This window comes from Endozoicomonas sp. ALD068 (assembly GCF_049310145.1).
Classification (GTDB): Bacteria; Pseudomonadota; Gammaproteobacteria; order Pseudomonadales; family Endozoicomonadaceae; genus Endozoicomonas_A.
Genome location: NZ_JBLYNU010000004.1, coordinates 6,307,490 through 6,330,658, shown reverse-complemented (window position 1 = coordinate 6,330,658; position 23,169 = coordinate 6,307,490). Strand labels below are relative to the sequence as shown.

The 23,169-nt window shown below is 49.9% G+C and carries 4 protein-coding genes; all 4 read right to left on the bottom strand.

The window, feature by feature from the left end:
• Positions 1 to 207: a hypothetical protein gene (locus ACO6V5_RS23135; RefSeq protein WP_422492171.1), complete on the bottom strand. Its 207-nt coding sequence runs from the start codon at positions 205 to 207 to the stop codon at positions 1 to 3.
• 63 nt (positions 208 to 270) lie between these two features.
• Positions 271 to 7,623 (bottom strand): AAA family ATPase, encoded by a 7,353-nt coding sequence (locus ACO6V5_RS23130; RefSeq protein WP_422411948.1) that lies wholly within the window; start codon positions 7,621 to 7,623, stop codon positions 271 to 273.
• Between the two features lie 147 nt (positions 7,624 to 7,770).
• A complete protein-coding gene (locus tag ACO6V5_RS23125) occupies positions 7,771 to 15,411 on the bottom strand; it encodes an AAA family ATPase (protein ID WP_422411950.1) in 7,641 nt (2,546 codons plus the stop codon).
• Positions 15,412 to 15,572: 161 nt separating this feature from the next.
• Positions 15,573 to 23,147, bottom strand: coding sequence for an AAA family ATPase (locus ACO6V5_RS23120; protein ID WP_422442460.1), 7,575 nt, complete (start codon positions 23,145 to 23,147; stop codon positions 15,573 to 15,575).
• Positions 23,148 to 23,169 lie beyond the last annotated feature (22 nt).

The following is a 23,169-nucleotide window of genomic DNA, read 5'->3' as shown; positions in this document are numbered from 1 at the left end:
TCAGTATGGTTCTGGTGGTGAGTCAGTGTGGATTCCCGCCTTCGCGGGAATGACGAGAATGAAGCCGGGAATGACGAGAATGAAGCCGGGAATGACGGGAATGACGGGAATGAAGCCGGGAATGACGGGAATGACGGGAATGAAGCCGGGAATGACGGGAATGAAGCCGGGAATGACGGGAATGAAGCCGGGAATGACGGGAGTCAACTCGTTCCCACGCTGGAGAGAGTTTTGCGACACCCTCCATTCGAGGGTGTGATGTCAAGGCTTTTAAAAAGATTCAGACAACGAATTCAAATTCAGGCTGTCCAAAAACTCTCCGGCAATTTTTGTCAGTTCATTGGGTTTCAGGACCAGGGCATTACTGGCGTTGAGTGCCTGCCTTATGTAGTCATCCCTGATAAATTTCTGAAAAAAGAAGTTGGTACCAATTTCTAACATCATGGCATGCAGCTCTGCTGGAGAGGATGGATCATGAGCGCCACAGGAGTGTGGCCCGGCGTAAGCATTGGTCCAAAAATACGTTAAGCAACCGCCGTTCGAGTTTGCCACTCCATACAGATAATGACTGAAGGCTTGCTTAATTGCTTCCCAGCATTGTTTTTTAAAATTTTCCAAAAGGTCAGATGATTCCTCATCAGGTTTTTCTTTGATGTCTTCCAATAACTGCTTCAAGCTCGGGCTATTCTCAGCTTTTAGTTGGATCAGAGCCCCGGCCTTTTCAATTAACCCGCAGTCGAACCATAAAGGTCGCCCCAGCATAATCACCGGACGGTGGTTCGCCGTGCCAGGGTTTAACCGCGCAAAGGCGGGCTGATGCACCAGCATTCGTTCAATATTCGGAACTCCCTGAGGTTCGTCCGTCCAGGCGGTCTGTAAGGATGAGTGGGCCATTTTATTTTCAAGGAGTGGCGAAAACCCACCATGACAATGAGTGACGAAAAAGGAATAATCTTCGTAGTTTTGTAAATAGCCAAAAATGTATCGCCATTCATGGCTGTTTTTTTCCCTGGAGAATAATTCCGTATACCACTTTTTCAGGCAATGGTTAGCATTTACCTTCAATTCATCGATGCTTTCCAGACGCGCTAATAGCTGATGATGCTGAGCGGCATTCATAACATGGTTATAGTAGATCGGCAGTGGATCCAACCAACCCGATACCAGGGCTTCATGGGCAAGGCGAATAAACGGAGGTATGGCCAGGGATTTGCTATCCAATAAACTATTCATTGATCTCAACCACCTTGTTGGGATTGATCCACCCTGAGCAACTATTTTTGAGTACAATAACTTGAGTTGTCCAATGACCTGATCGGCATTATCGTTGGACAATATTTTTCTTACTGCATCCGACATCGTTGTATGTTCATTCTCATCATTGTTATAGACCTCAGCGATCAAAATCCTGTCGCGATATCTTAATGCTTCTTTTTCCAATAATATTGAGACACCCATGGAAAAACTGGCTAAATCTCCTTCCTGCCAAAGTTTGTCTACCATATCGGAGCTGCTTAGACTGCCTTTTGGCAATGCACCGTTAGTCTCAAGGGCTTTGTTCAGTTCCCCAATGCTGATGCCGCAGGAGCTAGCCAGAGCTTGCTGTTGTGCCAGGTCAGCACCTTTCAGGAGCTCCTTCAGTTTCTTTGACTCAGTGCCAGAACCACTGACCCTCCTGGTAGGCTGGAAGACAGACGGGGTTTCTGTCACCTCGGCAGGCGCCCCGAGCAAATTCACTGACTCCCAGGTTTGGCCGCTATCCATGGAACACTCGGCAAAGGCGTGAGTAAGGTTGCCAATTTGCCGACACGGAATCCCGAAATAGCGACATAAAGCGACAAAAACAGGCACACGATGACGACAGCTTCCTTGCCGTTTTGTTACCAGGAATTGAAAGAAATTTTCATTGCTCTCTGCTACGGCGTTACCGGAGAACTGTTGGCAATAGTCCTTGATCGCCTCAATGCGTTGCGTCGTGTTTTTAGCGTTTTTGATTTTCCATAAAGGCAGCTGTTCTGCGGTTGGTTGTTGCAGGCCTTCAATGGTCTTGAACAATCGGTCCAGTACAGTTTTCATACCTTCTGAACAGTGGGCGTCAAAGCGTGTTGCCTGTTTCGGGAGGGCTACTTTGGCGGGTGTTTTCATGCCCGCTTCTCTGGGTTCTACGACATAGGCAGCTTCAATACTCTGGAAGGGTTCGGCCTCAGGAACAGACAGTGTGTGGAGACCAGTATATCGATCCCTGGTCAGATTATATGGCAACTCGGGTTTTATACGCAGGGTGACGATATAGTCGTTAGCCCTCAGGCTGGGCAAGGTACATCGACCCTTGTGCAATGGGATGATCAGGGTCGCCAGTGTTTGATCGCCGGCTAGTGTCACTTCCTGGTCAGGCCCCGGTAAACTGTCAGGTATCAGGGTTTCAACTCCCTGAATATGTTGATCATTAATATCGATCAGTTTGATATCACCCTCGGCGGTCACATAAATATCTTCTGCCTGCCAGCGATACATATTGGTAGGAAAGCTCTCTGTATCAAAAATTTTATGATCGACAACTTGCCGCTGTTCCAGGTACGAATAGTTCGTATTCTGGTCCAATGCTGTAGCCTCTTTCTCATGGACTTCCGGATTGTATTTTTCAGAACTGTCAAGCCAATGGTTCGGCAGATCACTTATCTGTTGCCAAAACGCAGGCCATGATTGAACTTCATTGGCGTTCCACGCCCTTATCAGCTCATCAGCCTTCCGAACATAAGGCAGGCAAGCCGATATTTTCAGCGTTTGTTCCTGTTCTCCTGTCAGAGGGAACAGGTTATTGGCGTCCACGCCCGTGCGACCAAACTCACGAGTAAACCAGCGTCGCTGCCAGTGTCGGTAAAGTGCACGGGTGAGAATATCGTCCGACTCATCCGGCTTCAGGGAAAGACCGGATGCCTGCCATTTGGCTCTGGCCACCCTTTTGATAATTTCCGTTTTGGCTTCCTCTTTACTCAGCTCAGCCTCAATACGAATCTCATGATTGTTTTCATCAATACTGTTGATATCACTGCGTCGTATCAACCACGGACGACTAATGCCCGGTACCCTTTGGTTGAACCAATAGCAAAGTTCAGAATCAAGCTTGCTTTTACCTATGACGAGAGCCGATGATTCTGGCAGTTTCTCCAGCGACAGGTTGGCTGCCATCAGGTAAAGCCGGTAGTGCTTATCAAGGCATTGATGCAGTCCGTTTTCACTAAAATCGCACCCTCTGGTAACAGCCCTGGCAACATTCTGCAGATCAAGGCTGGTCGGCTGCAACGGCAGGTTTTTTCGATGCAGGTAAGCCCTTAATCGGCAATGTAACTGAGTCAGTCTTTCAGCCGCGAATTTCCCCTCCGTGGTCTGAGGCAACACTTTTTCGGCAATGGTCTGCAATTCGGTCTGCTTATACTGCCGGATCGGCAAATGTCTGAAACGGCCTTTCAGAGCCGGTGATAGGGGCTTTCGCCCGCTGTACTCAGGCGGGTTGATGGTGGCAAACAGATGGAAGCCCGGATGAGCATCACCGGCCAGAATATCGTTCAACTCACCTTCCAGATGCTGGCTGTCGATCAGATTCATTTCCGAAATTACCAGAATACCGCCTTGCACTTTTGCTTTCTGGATCGCTTCACACACTTTATCCCAGGAACAATCACAAGCATTCAGGAGAAATATCTCTGGCATGGTTTCTCCCTTTTTCTCAGCCTGTTGTTTAACACTTTCGATCATCAGGTTCAGCGTCGCATCTTTACCCCGTCCAGCCGGGCCTTCAATCAGCGTCGCCTGACGGCCGCCGTGTTTTATCTTGCGATGATAAGCTTGCTGACAGCGACTTAAATCCTGTCCCAGCCGTTGCACCAGCTCACAGACTGCCGATCCGGAGGTATCAAACTCAGGTCGGTTTTTTTCAGCGAATTGCATGAAGGGCTGCTGTATATCGTTCAGGATTTTTATACGAACGTTGTCGCTCAATGTGTTGTCCAGTGGGTAACGGGCAGCAAACCAGATTTCCAGTGCCGAAAGGGCATCCTGTTGAGTCTCGCTGATTTCGGGACCCAGTAGATCCCGGAAACTTTGCTGGATCAAACTGTTCACTTGCGCACAGCTAACACGGTCTCCTTTGGATAACGCACGATCCAGATACCAGCCCACCCAACTGCAGATATCGGTTAAATCCCTGGGGGTAAACTCATGCTCTCGTAACAGTTCCTGATAATATTGCCAGAGTGTCATCACACTCCCGGCAGCACTGGGTAGAATTTTGTTTATTTGAGGTCCTGTCAGATGTCGTTGTAACTGATTGAACAGAGCCGGTTCCACCACTCTGTCCCGAAGGAATGCCCGGTCTAACCGAGGGTAGTAAGCCCTGGGCAGTTTCTCTTTCAGGACTGGGTCCAGCTGGCGCCCGGAATAATGATCCGGGTTGCCGGTGAGAATTACCCGGTGTTTTGCGCTGACCCTGACAGGATGACCATTTACATAGATGCAGGGTTGCGGTTCCCACAAACCGTTCAATGACGCCAGCGATCCGGCTTTGGCCAGATTGGCTTCATCCAGCACCAGGGTGATAAAGTTTCCTCCGACACAGCCTTCGTCTGTGTCGGATCGGGTCCTGGCCCATTCCATCAACGTCCGGTTCTCCAGCTTCATAGAGCGGTCGCCATCGGCGTGCTTCTGCCACTGCCAGCGTTTCATCAGGGTCTGTTCGCTGTCACAAGGTCCAAGGGAAATGATCGCAGCCTGGCCTGAAGCCTTGGCCACTTTGGCAGAAAAGTAACTTTTTCCGGTGCCGGTTTCCCCCTGCAGGAATATAACGGGAGAGTCAGTAAGCCGGTCATGGAGTCGGGATAATCGACGACTTTCACGATCCTTCTGACCCATCTCGCCGTGATAAAGATCATGAGCCAGTGCTGACAGGGACTGATCATTGGAACCCGTCCATTTCATTGATTCAAACAGTCGATTTTCTATGCGTTCAATGCGCTCTGCGTCAGGATTCTCAGTGACATATTCTCCCCTGGCAATATGGAAACAATCAGTGGCCAGGGCGTGAATGACATTGGATCGGATCTGCCCCGCTGGCAAAATTAACAGCCAGCCACAAGCCAGTGCATCCTGCAAACGTTTAATCTGTCTTGCTGGCCTGATGGCTAAGGGTTGAGAGAGCTCTGCTGTAGCCGGATCGACTTCCAACTGATACGCCATTGCATCCCGTTTTTCTTCAGGCCCGTGAGCCGCGATCAGGGCACAGAGTCTGTCCAGAGCTTCTTCTTGATTGCTCAGTGGAAATGGACTGCCATATCTCAGTCGTAATTGCTGGGCTTTAAATACTGCCGGGTCAAAGGCTCTGGCCAGTTGCCAAAGGTTTTCCTTCACAAACTCTCTATCCAACCGTGGGGCACTAATGATGATCTCATACAAGCGATCCGGGTCTACCCATGCAGCTTGATTCTCATTTGGCTTTTTATTGATATCCAGCGTCTTATCCGGTAGCAAGTGCCAACAAGCCACTTTCATAAAATCACGCACAGATGGATGTTGCCGGGCGCCATGAGTGACGACACTGTTGATGGCCTTTCGCCAGTGGCAGGGCAGGAGCAGTGTCGACTGGTCAACCTGTTGTGCTCTGCGGGCAGCGAGTATCAGGTTATTCAACAAGCCTTCGGTGATTTCAGGCAGAGGTTTACAAAGGCCGCCGGGTACGGTTTCAAAGGCTTCGTAAACTTCATTAAGCACTTGTTCTGGCAGCTCAGCCCGGTGGATACCATGCCTGAGGGCATTGCTCTCCCAGATATCAACCTCAGGACAGGGTTTACCCATGGCAACCATCAAGCTCAATACTGAAGAGGGGCTTTTCGCAGACTCAGGCCAGAGTAGGGTGACATGAGCGTCCGGGTAGGCCTGTAATTGGCCACTTACCAACAAAGGTTGCCCAACAACCAGGGGCTCCAGAAGCTGCGCAAGTGCGGGATTACTCTCGAGTCCCAGGATTACTACCGGCTTACCAGCGGTTAATGCCTTCTGGAAATCACTTTGACATCGCCCAAAATGGGCTTTTTGTTCCGAGGTTATATGGATATTGTCAAATAGCTGGCTGAAGCTTGTCTGCTCATTGACCTGAATGACCAGAGGTGCTTTCGGGTGATCATTGATCCAATGGCGTGCCTGGGCATTTTGCTGATAAATGACGGTTTCAAAGGCAGCCTGGTCTCCGGTTTTTTCCTGTGGGATGGACAGAGGCTGCTCATCGTTTTCTGCTAATCCCAGGGCTTTCGGCTGCTGTCTTGAATGAGCCACCTGAAGTCGGGGCTCCAGACCTGTTGTCTCGCGAATCGTCTGCAGTGAACCCAGCAAACGAAACCAGAGGGCTTCATTAAGAGCTGAGCTTACGGTGACTGCACCGCCCGCCATAACCTGTTCCAGCAAGCGGGTGTTAGGCGCAGCATAACCTTCCGGGTTAATGGCAACGGGGCTCAGCCATTCGCTAATATTACTCTGGTTAATAATGATCGGGTTTCCCGGTGGGTTATGGGAAAGTCCTGCCTCATCAGGGCGGGACAGGGCCCGGAACAGTGAATGAAGCTCTTCATCCCCTACCGGCATCTGATAAAACTGAACATCGTCGGGTAAATGACAGATCTTGCCATTGCTCTCAAAGCACTTTTGCGCCAGCATTTGTCGCATCGTCTGTTCAAATGCCAGATCCTTCCAGTTGGCTCCTTTCAATATTACCCGTTGTCCGATCTTTAATGATTCAAGCTTGCCGGGGATGTGCCGGATTCGTCCCCTTTTATCCACTCCAGGGCCGCCCAGCAGCAACTGTCGCCAGCTGCTGTGCAGGTGACAATCAATAAGAAGGATATTGTCGTCATCCACAGCGCTTTCAGCAGGGGGGAGCTCAGCCAATACAGGAGGGACTTTGGCTTTTTGTGCGTTGAACTGCCAGGTATTTTCCGGGCAATTAATTCGGCGCCAGAAATCAGCCCCCGGTGCATCGGCCCCCAGTGCTTCGTCACGCTGCCCAACCGATGTTAACTGTGTGGGGTCTGCCAGAACCAGCAAGGAAACGTGCTCCCCCAGGGGACGTTTGTTCTGGCTGACATTGTCGTACAGACAGGGGTTATCCGGATCCAGTAGATCGTTGAATTTTGACAGATCCCCGCTGGTGAGCTTTCGGATATCCAGCACCAGTGTTAATGGTCTTGAACCCTCGAACAGCTTGCCTGAACGAAGGGCGTGGCGACCATCGTCGGAAATGCTCAACCGGGTCACCAGATTAGCCTGTGAGAGATCATCGGGATGGGAAATAAGGGTGACATCCTGATGCTCATCACCGGTTCGGGTAAACAAAAGTTGACGAACCTCATCATCACTGGCAACAAAAAGAAAATCAAAGGCATGAGGGGTCTTTGAGTGTGAGGATACGGTTCTCGCTTTATCAGGCGATGTTATCGGAGTTGACGATCTGTTGAGTTTGGCGGTTATTTCAGGGCAGGTTTGTACAGCCTTTGACCATGAATCCAGTTTTGCGCCATTGTCTCGTACACCAGTGTTAACCACGGAGTTGTTTATTTTCTCATTAATCCGACCATCCACAATCAATCTCTCTCCTGTCATCTGAAGGACCGCATTGAAAATGTTTAATGATATGACCTTCAGACAGGATGGAAGTTCCGCTTGAATAGTTAGCCGTCACCATTGGAGGAAGTAGTCGATCTCGAAAAACTCATCAAGACCAAACGGTTACCAGGTGTCCAATGACTCATAAAGCGAGTTCAGGTTCACACTGTTTAAAAACTCATCGGCCATTGCTGTCAGCTCAGCGGATCTCAGCACCAGAGCGTTACTGGCGTCCTGTGCCTGTCGTAAGTAGTCATCATTGAGACTTTCCCGAGTCAGAGAGGGATCCAATTCTTCCATTATGGCATTCAGCTCTTCCGGAGAGGAGGGATCATGAGCGCCATGGGAACCGCTAACCGAGATCTTGGCCAGGGCGGCAGAATCGCACCAACAATACGTTAAGGAGCCGCCTTTCGAGTGTGTCAATCCAAACAGATAATGACTGAAGGCCTGACGAAGCGCCCGGGAGTACTTGCTTTTTAAGTTATCCACAAGTGTTTGCTCCTCAGGTGATAACTTAGAGGGCTCGGCTTCGTATTTGTTTTGCGTAGCAATTGGTGTTTCCTTAACTTGAAGCAGTAATTCGTCCATGTTTGTAATGTTGCTGCGAACACTCATTCCTATTAACTGTGCAAAGATCTCGTCTAATTCTTGCCCAAGATAGTGGCGTTTTTCTTTTTCGTTTATCAGATATTGATCGATTTTTTCCATTAACGGCTTCAATACCGGACTGTTCTCAACTTCCTGATAAAGCAAGGCTTTAGCCTTTTCATCAATCACTGTGGTAAACCAGCAAGGTTGCCCCAGGATAATCACCGGGCGGCAGTTTGCCTTACCCGAGATTAACTGTACAAATGCAGGATTATGCGTCAGCATTCGTTCTATATTGGGAATGCCATTGGGTTGGTCCGTCCAGGCCTCCTGTAAAGATGAGTCGACAATACTTTTTTCAAGGGATAACGAAAACCCATCATAACTATCAGTGATGAAGGCGCGGGTATCATCTTTATTCTCCTGGAAACGCTTATAAAACAACTGCCATGCCTGGCTATTTTTTTCCCCGGAATAAAATGTCTGATACCAGTTTTTCAGGCAATGGGCGGCTTTAACTTTCAGCTCGTCTACGTTTTCCAGGAGCAACAATAACAGATGAAGTTTCGTGGTCAGTGCAGGATGTTTCACATTGACCGGCAGTGGTTCAAGCCAACCTGATTCCATGGCTTCATAGGCAAAGTGAATCAGCGAAGGTTTGGCTAAGTCTATGTCTACCAGTATGTCCGTTATTAAATTCAACCACTGATGAGGGCTTGCTCCGGCCTGACCCATTATTTTTGAACGGAGTGACTTGAGAAGCTCAGTGACCTGATCTTCATCACTGTTGGACAGTATATGTCTGGCTGCCTCCGATATTGCTTTAAATTCATTCTTGCCCCAGGCCAATGCATCTGTCTTCAGAGACTCGATCACCGAGACAGCCATGGAAAAACCGGCTAAATCTTTTCTCTCCCAGAGGTTCTTCAGAATACTGGAAGGACCCGGATTCGTTGCAGACCACGCACTTTCTGAAGCAAGGGCTTTGTTCAGTTCCCCGAGGCTCATGCCGGAAGCTTCAGCCAGAGCTTGCTGTTGTGCAAAATCAGCCCTTTTCAGGAGATCCTTAATCTTCGCTGACACATGATTGGAATTCCTCAACTTCCAGATGGGCCGGGAGTCACAGTTGATTTCTCTTGACCCTACAACTGGACCGCCTAAATTCGCCGATTTCCAGGTTTGACCGTCATCCACGGAATACTCAGCAAAGCAATGGGCAGGGTTGGTGATTTGCCGGCATGGAATCCCGAAATAGCGACAAAAAGCAACGAAAACAGGCACACGATGACGACAGCTACCTTGTCGCTGTGTGACCAGGAATTTAAAGAAATTTTCACCGCTATCTGGCTGAGTCTCGCCGGAAAACTGTGTGCAATAGTCCGTGATCGCCTTAATACGTTGCTTTGTGTTTTTAGCTTTTTTTATTGTCTTCAAGCCCTCCCGAATTTCGGATGGCTGATCGGCAATGTTCTTAAACAATTCATTCAGTACCGTTTTCATACCCTTTGAACAGTAGACGTCAGGCCGTGTTGATCGTCCTGCACGGACTGCTTCAGCCGGTGTTTTTTTGCCCGGTGCTCTCGGCTCTACGACATAAGTCACGTGAATAAACTGATCGGCTTTGGCCTCTGGAACCGACAGCACGTGAAGTCCGGTATATCGGCCCCTGATCAGGGTAAATGCCATCTCGGGTAGTATACGCAGGGCCACGATAGACTCGTCAGGCGTCAGGCTGGGCAATAGATACTGCCCATTCTTCGATGTCGTTTTAAATTTCGCCAGTGTTTGAACTCTGGTTAATGTCTCTGGCAGTTGCTGCGACGGTGTCAGGGTTTCAAACCCCTCAATGTCCTGATCATTGATATCGAGCCGTTCGACATCACCCCGGGCAGTCACATTAATATCCTTTACCCACCAGCGATTCATCACGGGTGCAGGGGACTCGATATCAAAAACTTTATAGTTATAAGGCTGTGGCGTCTCCAGATGCTCATAGTTAGTTATCCGGTCCAACATCGTATCCTTATTCCTGAGGGCTCTCAGGATGTGTTTTTCAGAATCGTCAAGACTGTCGTTCGGCTGACCGCTTGCCTGGTGCCAAAACGCAGGCCACAATTGGACTGGGTCTGAGTTCCATGCCCCTATCCGTTGAACAGCCTCCTGAAGATAAGGCTGGTTAGCTGACATTTTCAGCGTTTGTTCCTGTTCTTCCGTCAGGGGAAAGACGCTATTAGCAGCCACGCCCGTCTCGCGAAACTCATGAGCAAACCAGCGTTGTTGCCAGTGTCGGTAAAGTGCCTGGATGAGCATATCGTCCGACTGATCCGGCTTCAGGGGAAGACCGTATGCCTGCCACTTGGCCTGAGCCACCCTTCTGATGATTTCCGCTTTGACCTCCTCGTTATTCGGACGAACCTTAATGCGAATTTCATGGTTTTTTTCATCAATACTGTCGAGGTGACCGAGTCGTATCATCCACGGACGATCAATGTTGGGTACTGTTTTGTTGAACCATTCGCAAAGTCCGGAATCGAAGACTCCTTTATCCATGGCAAGCGTTGATGACTCTGGCAGTTCCTCCAGCGATGTACTGGCGGCTATCAGGTAAAGCCGATAGTGCTGATTGAGGCATTGATGCAGTCCGTTGTCGCTAAAATCGCCCGCTCTGGTAACAGCCTTGGCGACAGTTTGTAAATCACGGCTGCTGGGCTGTAACGGCAGGTTTTTCTGTTTCAGGTCAGCCCTCAAGCGACAATGTAGCTGGGTCAGCTTTTCAGCCGCGAATTTCCCCTGGGTGTTCTGTGGCAACACTTTTTCGGCAATGGTCTGTAATTCGGTCGGGTTGTACTGCCGGATCGGCAAATGTCTGAAACGTCCTTTCAGCGCCGGTGATAAGGGTTTTCGACCGCTGTATTCAGGTGGGTTGATAGTGGCGAAGAGATGGAAACCCGGATGCGCGTCACCGGCCAGAATACCGTTTAACTCACCTTCCAGGTGCTGGCTGTCGATCAGATTCATTTCCGAAATCACCACGATGCCGCCATTGACTTTTGCCTTCTGGATCGCTTCACGCACTGTGTCCCAAGAGCAATCACAGGCATTCAGGGGAAAGACCTCTGGCATGATTTCTTCCCGTTCTTCAGCTCGCTGTTTGACACTTTTGATCAGCAGATTCAGCGTGGCATCTTTACCCCGTCCAGCCGGGCCTTCAATCAGCGTTGCCTGACGACCGCCGTGTTTTCTGTCGTGATGATAAGCCTGCTGACAGCGGCTTAAATCCTGCCCAAGCTGTTGCGCAAGTTCACGGACTGCCGATCCGGAGGTATCAAACTCAGGTCGGAATTCTTTGGTAAATGCTTCGAAGTCCCGCTGAATATCTGGCAGGGTGTGGTTATGAACCTTGTCGCGCAGGCTATTGTCCAGTTCGTAACGGGCAGCAAACCAGATTTCCAGTGCCGAAAGGGCATCCTGATGCGTCTCGCTGATTTCGGCACCCAGTACATCCCGGAAACTTTGCTGGATCAAACTGTTCACTTGCTCACAGCTAACACTGTCGCCTTTGGACAACGCACGATCCAGATACCAGCCCACCCAGCTGCAGATATCGGTTAAATCCCTGGGGGTAAACTCATGGTCGGGCAACAGCTCCTGATAATATTGCCACAGTGCCATCACACTCTTGCTGGCCTTATGTGCAATACCGTTTATTTGATGGCGTTGTAAATGATTGAGCAAAGCCGGTTCCACCACCCTGTCCCGAAGGAAAGCCTGATCCAGGCGTGGGTAGTAAGCCCTGGGCAGATTTTCCTTCAGGGTCGGGTCCAGCTGACGCCCGGCATAATGATCGGGGTTGCCAGTGAGAATTACCCGGTGTTTTTCGCTGACCTTGACAGGATGACCATTCACATAGATGCAAGGTTGCGGTTCCCATAAGCCGTTTAATGATGCCAGCAATCCGGCTTCAGCCAGGTTAGCTTCATCCAGCACCAGGGTGATGTATTCTCCATCTTTGTCGGATTCGCTATTGGCCCATTCCATCAATGTCCGGTTTTGCTGAACCATAGAGCGGTCGCCGTCGTCTTGTTGTTGCCACTGCCAGCGTTTCATCAGGGTCTGTTCGCTGTCAGAAGGTCCAAGGGAAATGACCGAAGCCTGTCCTGAAGCCTTTGCCATCTTCGCTGAAAAGTAACTTTTTCCGGTGCCGGTTTCTCCCTCAATGAATATAACGGGAGAGTCTTTAAGCCGGTCATGGAGCCGGGATAATCGACGGTTTTCACGATCCTCCTGCCCCATCTCGCCGTGATAAAGATCCCGGGCCATTGCTGACAATGGCCTATCACCAGAACCCGACCATTGCAATGAATCAGACAGTCGATTTTCTATTTGTTCAATGCGTTTCGGGTCAGGATTCTCTGTGACAAATGACCTATCACCAGAATCCGGCCATCGCAGTGAATCAGACAGTCGATTTTCTATGCGTTCAATGCGTTCTGAGTGATTCTCTGTGACATATTCTCCTCTGGCAATGTCTAAACAGTCGGAGGCCAGAGCGTGAATGGCATCGGATCGGGTCTGCCCTGATTGCGAAAGTAACTGCCAGCCACAAGCCAGAGCATCTTGCAAACGTTTAATCTGTCTGGTTGGTCTGATCGCCAGGGATTGCCAGGGCTTTGTTGCCGCCGGATCGACTGCCAACTGATAGGCTATGGCCTCTCGTTTATCCTCAGGCCCATGGGCCGCGATCATGGCACAGAGCCTGTCCATAAAGTCTTTTTCACTCCGCTCTGGAAACGGACTTTTATAGGACAGCTGCAATTCGGCATCTTTAAACACGGCCGGGTCAAAGGCTCGGGCCAGTGGCCACAGGTTCTGCCTGACAAACTTTCTATCCAGTCGCGGGGCGCTATTGAGGATGGCCGCTAACTGATCCGGGTCTACCGAGGCGGCCTGATCCTTATCCGGTAACAAGTGCCAACAAGCCACTTTCATAAAATCACGCACCGCCGGATGCTGACGGGTACCATGGGTAATGACGCTATTGATGGCCTTGCGCCAGTGGCGGGGTAAAAGCTCTGAGGAATGGTCAACCTGCTTTGCTCGTTGGGCAGCCAGTATCAGGTTACTCAACAACCCTGCGGTCATTTTTGGCAGGGGTTTGCACAGGTATCCAGGTACGGTATTGAACGCTTTGTAAAGTGAGTGAAGGGCTTTCTCTGGCAGTTTTTCCCGGCGGATATGATGCTTGAGGACATTGATATCCCAGGGGTCGGGCTCTGGGTACAGCTTACTCTTGGCGACCATCAAACGAAATACTGAGGATGGGCTTTTCACAGACTCAGGCCAGAGTATTGTCACATCAGCTTTCGGATAGGCCTGTAATTGACCATTCACCAGCAAAGGTTGCCCGATAATCAGGGGTTCCAGAAGCTGCTGAAGGGTTGGATTGCTCTCCAGCCCCCGGAAGACCACCCGATTGCCAGTGGTCAATGCCTTTTGCAAGTCACTCTGACTGCGTCCGAAATGTGCCTTTTGTTCCGAGGTGATATAGATATTATCAAATAGCTGGCCGAGGCTGGTCTGTTCATTGACCTGAATGACCAGAGGTGCTCTCAAGAAATTATTGACATGATAATTTGCAAAGGCAGGTTGCTGATAAATGAAGGCTTTAATGTCGGTTTGCTCTTTGATTTTTTCCTGCAGGTGACGCTTATTGGCCAGAGAGTACGCATCGTTTTCTGTCAGTCCCAGAGCTTTCGGCTGTTGTCTTGAATGAGCTACCCGAAGTCGGGGCTTCAGGTCTGTGGTCTCGCCAATAGTCTGCAGAGAACCCAGTAAACGAAACCAGTGTGCCTCAGAGAGAGGAGAGGTTACGGTGACCACACCTCCTGCCCGAAGCTGTTCCAACAGACAGGTGTCGGGGACTGCATAGCCTTCCGGACCAATGGCAATCGGGCTCAGCCATTGGGCAATATTACTCTGGTTAATAATGATCGGGTTTTGTGGTGCCTGCCCTTTACCAAACCCTTTGTCACTGGAGCGGGACAGGGTCTGAAACAGTGAATGAAGCTCATCCTCCGCCACTGGCATTTGATAAAACTGAACATCGTCGGGTAACCGACAGAGCTTGCCATTGCTCTCAAAGCTCTGTTGCGCCAGCATCTGTCGAATCGTTTGCTCAAAGGCCAGATCCTGCCAGTTGGCACCTTTCAGAATGACCCGTTGCCCGGCTCTCAATGACTCAAGCCTGCCGGGGATATGCTGGATTCGCCCCTGCTGATCCACTCCGGGACCACCCAACAGCAACTGTCGCCAGTGGCTGTGCAAGTGACATTCAATACAAACGGTATTGTCGTCGTCCATGGCGCTTTCGGCACTGGGCAATTCTGGCAACAGTGGAGGAACCTTATTGATGGCCATCGATGGGACATTATCGGTTTTATTATCGGTTTTATTATCGGTTTTATTATCGGTTTTATTGTCGCTCTGAGCATCGAACTGCCAGGTATTGCCCGGGCGATTAATTCGCCGCCAGAAATCGGCTCCCGGCACCTCGTCTGAGCTGCCAATTGATTTCAACTGTGCAGGGTCTGCCAGCACCAGCAGGGCAACATGCTCGCCCAGAGGGCGTTTCTTCTGGCTGACTTTGTCGAACAGACAGGGGTTATCCGGGTCCAGTAGATCGTTAAATACGGGGAGTTCATCGCTGCTGAGTTTTCGGATATCCAGCACCAGGGTCAATGGCTGCGAACCTTCAAAGAGCTTGCCCGAACGCAGAAGGTGGCGACCATCAGCGGAGATGCTCAATCGGTTCAGCAGGTTAGCCTCGGAGAGGTCATTGGGATGGCAAATCAGGGTGACGTCCCGGCTTTTGTCGCGGGTCTGGTCAAGCAAAAGCTGTCGAACCTCATCATCACTGGCGACAAAACGAAAATCGAAGGCATGAGTGGGCTTTGGCAGGGAGGAGTCCGTTGAGGATAGAGTTCTCGCTCTGGCAGGCAACCTCTCCGAAGACGATGATCTCTCCAGTTTGGGCCTTACTTCAGAGCAAATTCCTACATCCTTCTTTTCCTTTGACGCTAAATCCAGCTTTGCTATCTTGGCTGCTACGCCATCATCAGGCAGGCTAAGATCAAGAGCGCGTTTTGTTGTACCTGTACCAATCTGACCATCCATAGTCCATCTCCTTGCTGTCATTAAAAAACTGATATTGAAAGTCATCAGTAATTTGACCTTAGGGTTGGAAAAAAGTTCCGATAGTCCTGACTATTGGAGGAAATCACCGATCTCAAAAAGCTCATCATGGCCAAATGGTTAAGTACCTAACCAGTTGGTTATCAGGTATCCAATGACTCAAACAGCGAATTTAAATTCACAGTGTTCAAAAACTCGTCGGCAATTTTTGTCAACTCAGTGGGTTTGAGCACCAGAGCGTTATTGGCGTTTTGTGCAAGTCGTAGGTAGTCATCCTTAAGAGACTGAATTAACAGAGAATTACTTTGGATTGAAGACAACATACAACACAGCTCTTCTGGTGAAGATGGATCATGAGCGCCATAGGAGTCTGTATGGTAGGAACACCCTAAGAAAGCCTCGATCCAGCAATACGCCAAAGAGCCGCCATTTGAGTGTGTCACTCCATACAGGTAATGACTGAGGGCCTGATAAATCGCCTCTTTGCATTTTTTTTCTGATTTCTCCAGAAGGATCTGCTCCTTAATTGATAGCTTAAAGGGCTCCAGAATCTGTTGGTAGCTGCTTTTGATTTCAAGCTGTTTTTTCTTGAATTCTTCTAATTCAATTTGACCTCGCTTACTACCCAAGTCGGCCAGCGCTCTGTTGAGTTCCAGTTCTATCGCCTGATATTTTTTGGCTTTTCCCGATAATGTCTTCAATTCCGGATTGTTCTCAGCTTTTTGTTGCAACAGAGCTTCGACCTTTTCATTAATCACTGTGTTGTGCCATAAAATATTTCCCATGATAAATACCGGACGGTGGTTCACCCTGCCCGAGATCGACTGCTCAAACGCAGGTTGGCGCAACAGCAGTCGTTCTACATTCGGAATGCCCCCGGGTTGGTCGGTCCAGCGGATCTGTAAAGATCGCTCGGGGATATTATTTTCAAGGGATTTTGAAAAACCATCATGACAGTGAGTAATGAACCAGGCACCGCGTTCATTCTTTTCGTGGCTATAAAAATCACACCATATCTTGCTATTTTTTTCCCTGTGCAACAGGGTCTGATACCATTTTTTCAGGCAATCTGTGGCTGCAACCTTCAGTTCATCGACTTTTTCAAGTGACTCCAACAGATAATGGTGTTGATCGGCCCTGATAATCTTTTCTTTGTAGAACGACAGTGGATCTAGCCAACCCAATTGCATGGCTGCTTTGGCAAAGTGAATAACCGAAGGGATGGTTAAGTCACTGCATCGCAGTATTTTATTCATTGAAGCCAACCACTGCAGGGGACTTGCTCCGCCCTCAACAATCATTTTTGAGTGCAATGACTTGAGTTGTTCAATGACCTGATCTGCATCATGGCCCATCAATATCTTTATTACTGCATCCGACATCCGATCAAGGGGATTCCCATAGTGGTCGAACTCATCACCGACCAATTGCTCCTCTGAAGGGCGCAATGCTTTTGTCTCTATCAAGGTCGAGAAGATCGAGATCGAGATCGAGATCGAGACACCCATAGATATCAAGATCGAGACACCCATAGAAAAAGCGACTAAATCTCTTTGCTTCCAAAGATTTTCTACCAATCCGCCAGTACTTAGATATGTATCGAGGAATGTACTGTTTGTCTCAAGGACTTTTTGCAGTTCCTCGAAGCTCTTATAACAGGCTTCAGCCAGAGCTTGCTGTTGTGCTGAGTCAGCATCTTTCAGGAGATTCTTAATCAGATCCCCGATCTTTGAATCAGTGCTAAACGTTACGACCTCCCCGGAAGACTGCCGGTCAGGTGTAATTTCTATTATGTCCATGGGCTCCCCGCCCAAATCCACTGCCCCCCAGGTTTGGCCTCCATCCACGGAATACTCGGCAAAGCTGTGGATGCGGCTAGTAATTTCCCGACAGGGAATCCCGAAATAACGACAGAAAGCTACAAAAACAGGTACACGATGACGACAGCTACCTTGCCGCTGTGTTACCAGGTATTGAAAGAAATTTTCATGCTCTTCTGGTGCAGCGCCACCGGAGAACTGTTCGCAGTATTCCGTGATTGCGCTAATTCGTTGCCTGACGTCTTTAGCGTTTATTATTTTGTGCAACGGTGCCTGTATTTCGGCGGGTTGTTCGTTGATGTTATCAAACAGTTCCTTCAGTACGGACCTCATGCCTTCTGAACACTGGACGTCAAAAAGGGCTTCTTTAGCAGCCGTTTTTTTGCCCGGCTTTGTGGGTTCTACGACATAAGTACATTGAAAACTCTGGCCGACTGCGGCCAGAGGAATAAACAGTGTATGCAGCCCGGTATAGTCGTCCCTGATCAGTTTAAATGGCAAACAGGGTTCTATATGCAGGGCCATGATAGTGTCACTGGCCGTCAGGCTGGGCAATAGACATTGACCGTTCTTTGGTGATATCTCAAGGGTCGCCAGCGTTTGATTTCTGGTTAATATCACTTCCTGGTCATTCCCTGGCAACTGGTCAGATGTCAGGGTTTCGATCCCCAGAAGGTGTTTACTATCAAGATTGATCTTTTTGATATCACCCCTGGCAGTGACACGAATATCCCATGCCTGCCAGCGATACATCTCAGGGAGATGCTGCGAATCAAAAACTTTATAAAGTTCAACCTTTTGCGTTTCCTCATCCTCATAGTTCGTTTCTCGGTCCAAAGCCGGAGCTTTTTGTTCCTCGACTTCCGGGTCGTAGGGTTCAGGAGCGTCGTCACCGCCAATAGCTGATGCTGTGTTAATAAAGTCGTTTACCCAGCGGTTCGGCAGATCACTGATCTGATGCCAAAATACGGGCCAGCATTGAACGTCATTGGCCCTCCATGCCTGTATCTGCTTATCAGCCTCCAGAAGATAAGGCTGGAAAGCAGGCCTTTTCAGTGTTTGTGCCTGCTCTTTGGTCAGGGGAAATACGCTATTAGCGTCCACGTCCGTAAGGTCAAACACACCAGCGAACCAGCATTGCTGCCAGTGTCTGTAAAGTGCCTGTGTGAAAATATCGTCCGACTGATCCGGATTCAGGGAAAGACCGAATGCCTGCCATCTGGTCTGGGCCACCATCCTGATGAGTTCCCTTTTGGTTTCCTCTTCAGCTGGACGAGTCTTGATACGAATTTCATGGTTTTTTTCATCAACACCACTGAGATGACTGCTTCGTATCAACCACGGACGATCAATGTCCGATACTGCCCGATTTAACCATTGGCAAAGTCCGGAATTAAATTCACTTTTCTCCACGGCAAGAGCTGATGACCCGGGCAGATTCTCCAGCGATAGATTGGCGGCCATCAGGAAAAGCTGGTAGTGCTGAGTGAGGTATTGATGAAGTGCTTTATCGGTAAAGTCGCCTCCTCTGAAGACAGCCTTGGCAACATTCTGAAGATCAAGACTGGTCGGCTGCAATGGCAGTTTTCTCTGTTGCAGGTAAGCCCTTAAACGACAATGTTTTTCTGTTAGCTTTTTAGCGACTGATATCCATTCCGGGGACTCTGGCAACACCTTTTCGGCAATGGTCTGTAATTCTGCCGCGTTGTACTGCCGGATGGGTAAATGTCGAAAACGCCCTTTCAGCGCCGGTGATAAGGGTTTACGCCCGCTGTACTCAGGCGGGTTGATGGTGGCAAACAGGTGGAAACCCGGATCGGCGTCACCGGCCAGAATATCGTTTAACTCCCCTTCCAGATGCTGGCTGTCGATCAGATTCATTTCCGAAATCACCACGATGCCGCCTTTTATTTTTGCCGTCTGGATCTTTTCGCACAGTTTGTCCCAGGAACAATCACAGGCATTCAGGTAATGGACTTCCGGCATGGATTCTTGCCGTTGTTCAGCCTGCTGTCTGACACTTTCAATCACCAGGTTCAGCGTGGCATCCTTGCCCCGCCCCGCCGGACCTTCAATCAGTGTCGCCTGACGACCGCCGTGTTTTATTTTGCGATGATAAGCCTGCTGACAGCGGCTTAAATCCTGTCCAAGTCGTTGCGCCAGTTCACGAACTGCCGATCCGGAGGTATCAAAGTCTGGTCGGATTTTTTCGCTGACTGTACTGAAGGCCTGCTGCATTTCCTCCAGGGTTTTGTTATGAACTCTGTCGCTCAGGGTGTTCTCCGGTTCGTAGCGGGCAGCAAACCAGATTTCCAGTGCTGACAGGGCATCCTGATGCGTTTCGGTGATTTCAGGGCCCAGTACATCCCGAAAACTGTGTTGTATCAAACTGTTTATTTGCCCACAGGTCACACTGCCGCGAGCGGGCTGAGCACGATCCAGATACCAACCCACCCAACTGCAGATGTCTGTTAAATCCCTGGGGGTAAACTCATGGTCGGGCAGGAGTTCCTGATAATATTGCCAGAGCGTCATCACACTGTTGCTGGCACTGTGTGCAATGTCGTTTATTTGCTGCTCCGTCAGATGCTCTCGTAAATGCTTGACCAGAGCCGGTTCCACCACCCGGTCCCGAAGGAATGCCTGATCCAGGCGAGGGTAGTAAGCCCTGGGTAGTTTCTCTTTCAGGGCCGGGTCCAGTTGGCGCCCGGCGTAATCATCCGGGTTGCCGGTGAGAATCACCCGGTGTTTCAGGCTGACCTTGACAGGATGACCATTCACATAGATGCAGGGTTGCGGTTCCCATAAGCCGTTCAATGATGCCAGTATTCCGGTCTGGGCCAGGTTGGCTTCATCCAGAACCAGGGTAATGTATTCAGCGTCTTTGTCAGATTGGGTACCGGCCCATTCCATCAACGCCCGGTTTTGCTGCACCATCGAGCGGTCGCCATCGGCCTGTTGTCGCCACTGCCAGCGTTTCATCAAGGTCTGTTCACTGTCGGAAGGTCCAAGGGAAATGACTGAAGCTTGTCCTGAAGCCCTGGCCATTTTGGCAGAAAAGTAACTTTTCCCGGTGCCGGTTTTTCCCTGCAGGAAGATAACAGGAGAGTCCGTAAGGCGTTCATGGAGCCGGGATAATCGTCGGCTTTCACGATCTTTCTGATCTATCTCGCCGTGATAAAGATCCCTGGCCAGCGCTGACAAAGGCATATCAGTGGAGACCGTCCATTTCAATGATTCAGACAGCCGAAGTACTATACGATCAATGCCTTCTGCCTCAGAATTCGCCGTTCTGGCCATGTAAAAACAATCGCTGGCCAGCGCCTGAATGGCATCGGACCGGGTCTGCCCCGATGGCAAGTGTAACTGCCAGCCAGAAGCCAGCGCATCCTGCAAGCGTTTAATCTGTCTTGATGGCCTGATGGCTAAGGGTAGACAGTGTTTCGCTGCCTGCGGGTCCACCGCCAACTGATAAGCCATTGCCTGTCGATGTTCTTCAGGCCCATGGGCCACGATCAGGGCGCAGACCTTGTCCAGAACTTTTTTTTGAGCCCACCCGGGCAGTGGACTTTCATAGGACAGTTGTAATCCTTCAAACGAGTTCTCCATCAAGACTGCCGGATCAAAGGCCCGGGTCAGCCGCCAGAGGTTCTGCTTCACAAATCTTCTATCCAACCGCCGGGAACCTTTGATGATGGCCGTTAACTGATCCGGGTCTACCGTGGCGGTCTGATTCTTATCCGGTAACAAGTGCCAACAAGCCACTTTCATAAAATCACGCACAGTCGGGTTCTGTCGGGTGCCATGGGTAATGACGCTATTGATAGCCTTTCGCCAGTGGCAGGGCAGGAGTTGCAAGGACTGGTCAACCTCTTGTGCTCGCCGGGCAGCCAGTATCAGATTGTTCAACAACTCTTCAGTTATTTCTGGCAGTGGGTTACAAAGGTGAACAGGTACGGTTTTAAACGCTTCGTAAAGTTTATAAAGCGCCTGTTCTGGCAGTTCAGTCCGTGGGATACCATGCCTGACGACATTGATACCCCAAAGATCGACCTCAAGACACGGGCTACCTTTGGCGATCATCAGATTAACTATTGACGACGTGCTTTTTGCAGACGCAGGCCAGAGCAGGGTGACATGAGCTTTTGGATAGGCCTGTAATTGGCCATTCACCAACAGAGGTTGTCCAATAATCAAGGGTTCCAGGAGCTGCTGAAGCGTTGGATTAGTCTCCAGCCCCCGCAATACCACCGGCTTGCCAGCGGTTAATTCCTCCTGCAACGCACTCCGACCTTGTCCAAAACGGGCCTTTTGTTCTGAGGTGATATGGATATTATCAAATAGCTGGCTGAAACTGGTCTGTTCATTGACCTGAATGACCAGAGGTGCTTGCGGGAGACCATTGATCCAATAATTTGCCTGAGCATCTTGCTGATATGTCACTGTATCAAAGGCACCAGGATTTCTGACTTTTTCCGGTGGTTTGGGCAGAGGGTATTTATCGTTTTCTGTCAAACCCAGAGCTTTTGGTTGTCCTTTTGCATGAGCCACCTGAAGCCGGGGCTCCAGACCGGTTGTCTTCTGAATAGTCTGCAGTGAGCCCAGCAAACAGAACCAATCTGCCTCAGTGAGAGGAGACGTTACGGTGACGGCACCACCGGCACGAACTTGTTCTAACAGGCAGGTATTAGGAACTGCGAAGCCTTCCGGAGCAATGGCAATCGGGTTCAGCCATTGAACAATATTACTCTCGTTAATGAGGATGGGGTTTGCTGGTGCCTGCTCTTTATCAAGTCCTTTGTCACCCTGTTTGTTATGAGAGTGGGACAAACTTTGCAGCAGTGAAGGAAGCTCGTCATTCCCTACCGGCATTTGATAAAACTGAACATCGTCGGGTAACTGACAGACCTCGCCATTGCTCTCAAAACAGTGTTGCGCCAGCATCTGTCGCATGGTCTGTTCAAAGGCCAGATCTTCCCAGTCGGCCCCTTTCAGAATCACCCGTTGTCCGGCCCTCAATGTCTCAAGCCTGCCGGGGAGGTGCTGGATTCGCCCCTGTTTATCCACTCCGGGGCCGCCCAGCAGCAACTGTCGCCAGTTGTTGTGCAAGTGACATTCAATAACAACGGTGTTGTCGTCGTCCATAGCACTTTCGGCAGAGGGGAGTTCAGCCAATAACGGAGGTAACTTGTCGGTCTCCATCGATGGGTCATGGCCAGTCTGTGGGTTGAACTGCCAGGTATTTTCCGGTCGGTTAATTCGTCGCCAGAAATCAGCACCGGGGGCATTGCCACTATGGCCAATTGATGCCAGCTGTGCAGGGTCTGCCAGAACCAATAGAGAAACATGCTGGCCCAGAGGGCGCTTCTTCTGGCTGACTTTGTCGTACAGACAGGGGTTATCCGGGTCCAGCAGATCGTTAAATTTGGGCAGCTCTTCGCTGGTGAGCTTTCGAATATCCATCACCAGAGTCAATGGCTGTGAACCTTCGAACAGCTTGCCTGAACCCAGAGTGTGGCGACCCTCTTCGGAAATACTCAACTGGCTCACCAGGTTAGCCTGTAAAAGGTCATCGGGATGGGAAATAAGGGCAACATCACGATGTTCATCACCGTCAGTAGCAACCAAAAGCTGTCGAACCTCGTCATCGCTGGCGACAAAACGAAAATCAAAGGCATTAGAGATCTTTTGAAGCGATGAGTCCGTTGAGGATACCCTTCTCGGTTTAGCAGACATCACACCCGGAATTGACAATTTATCGAGTCTGGCAGTTACACTGGTGACCTTGGCAATACTTAGCGGTAAATCCAGCTTTGCTCTTTTGGCAGGCGTGTTGGCAGGCGTGGCAGTATCGTGAACGGGCGCCTTTATTTTCTTACCACAAATACGACCATCCATAGTCCGCCTCCTGACATCTGAA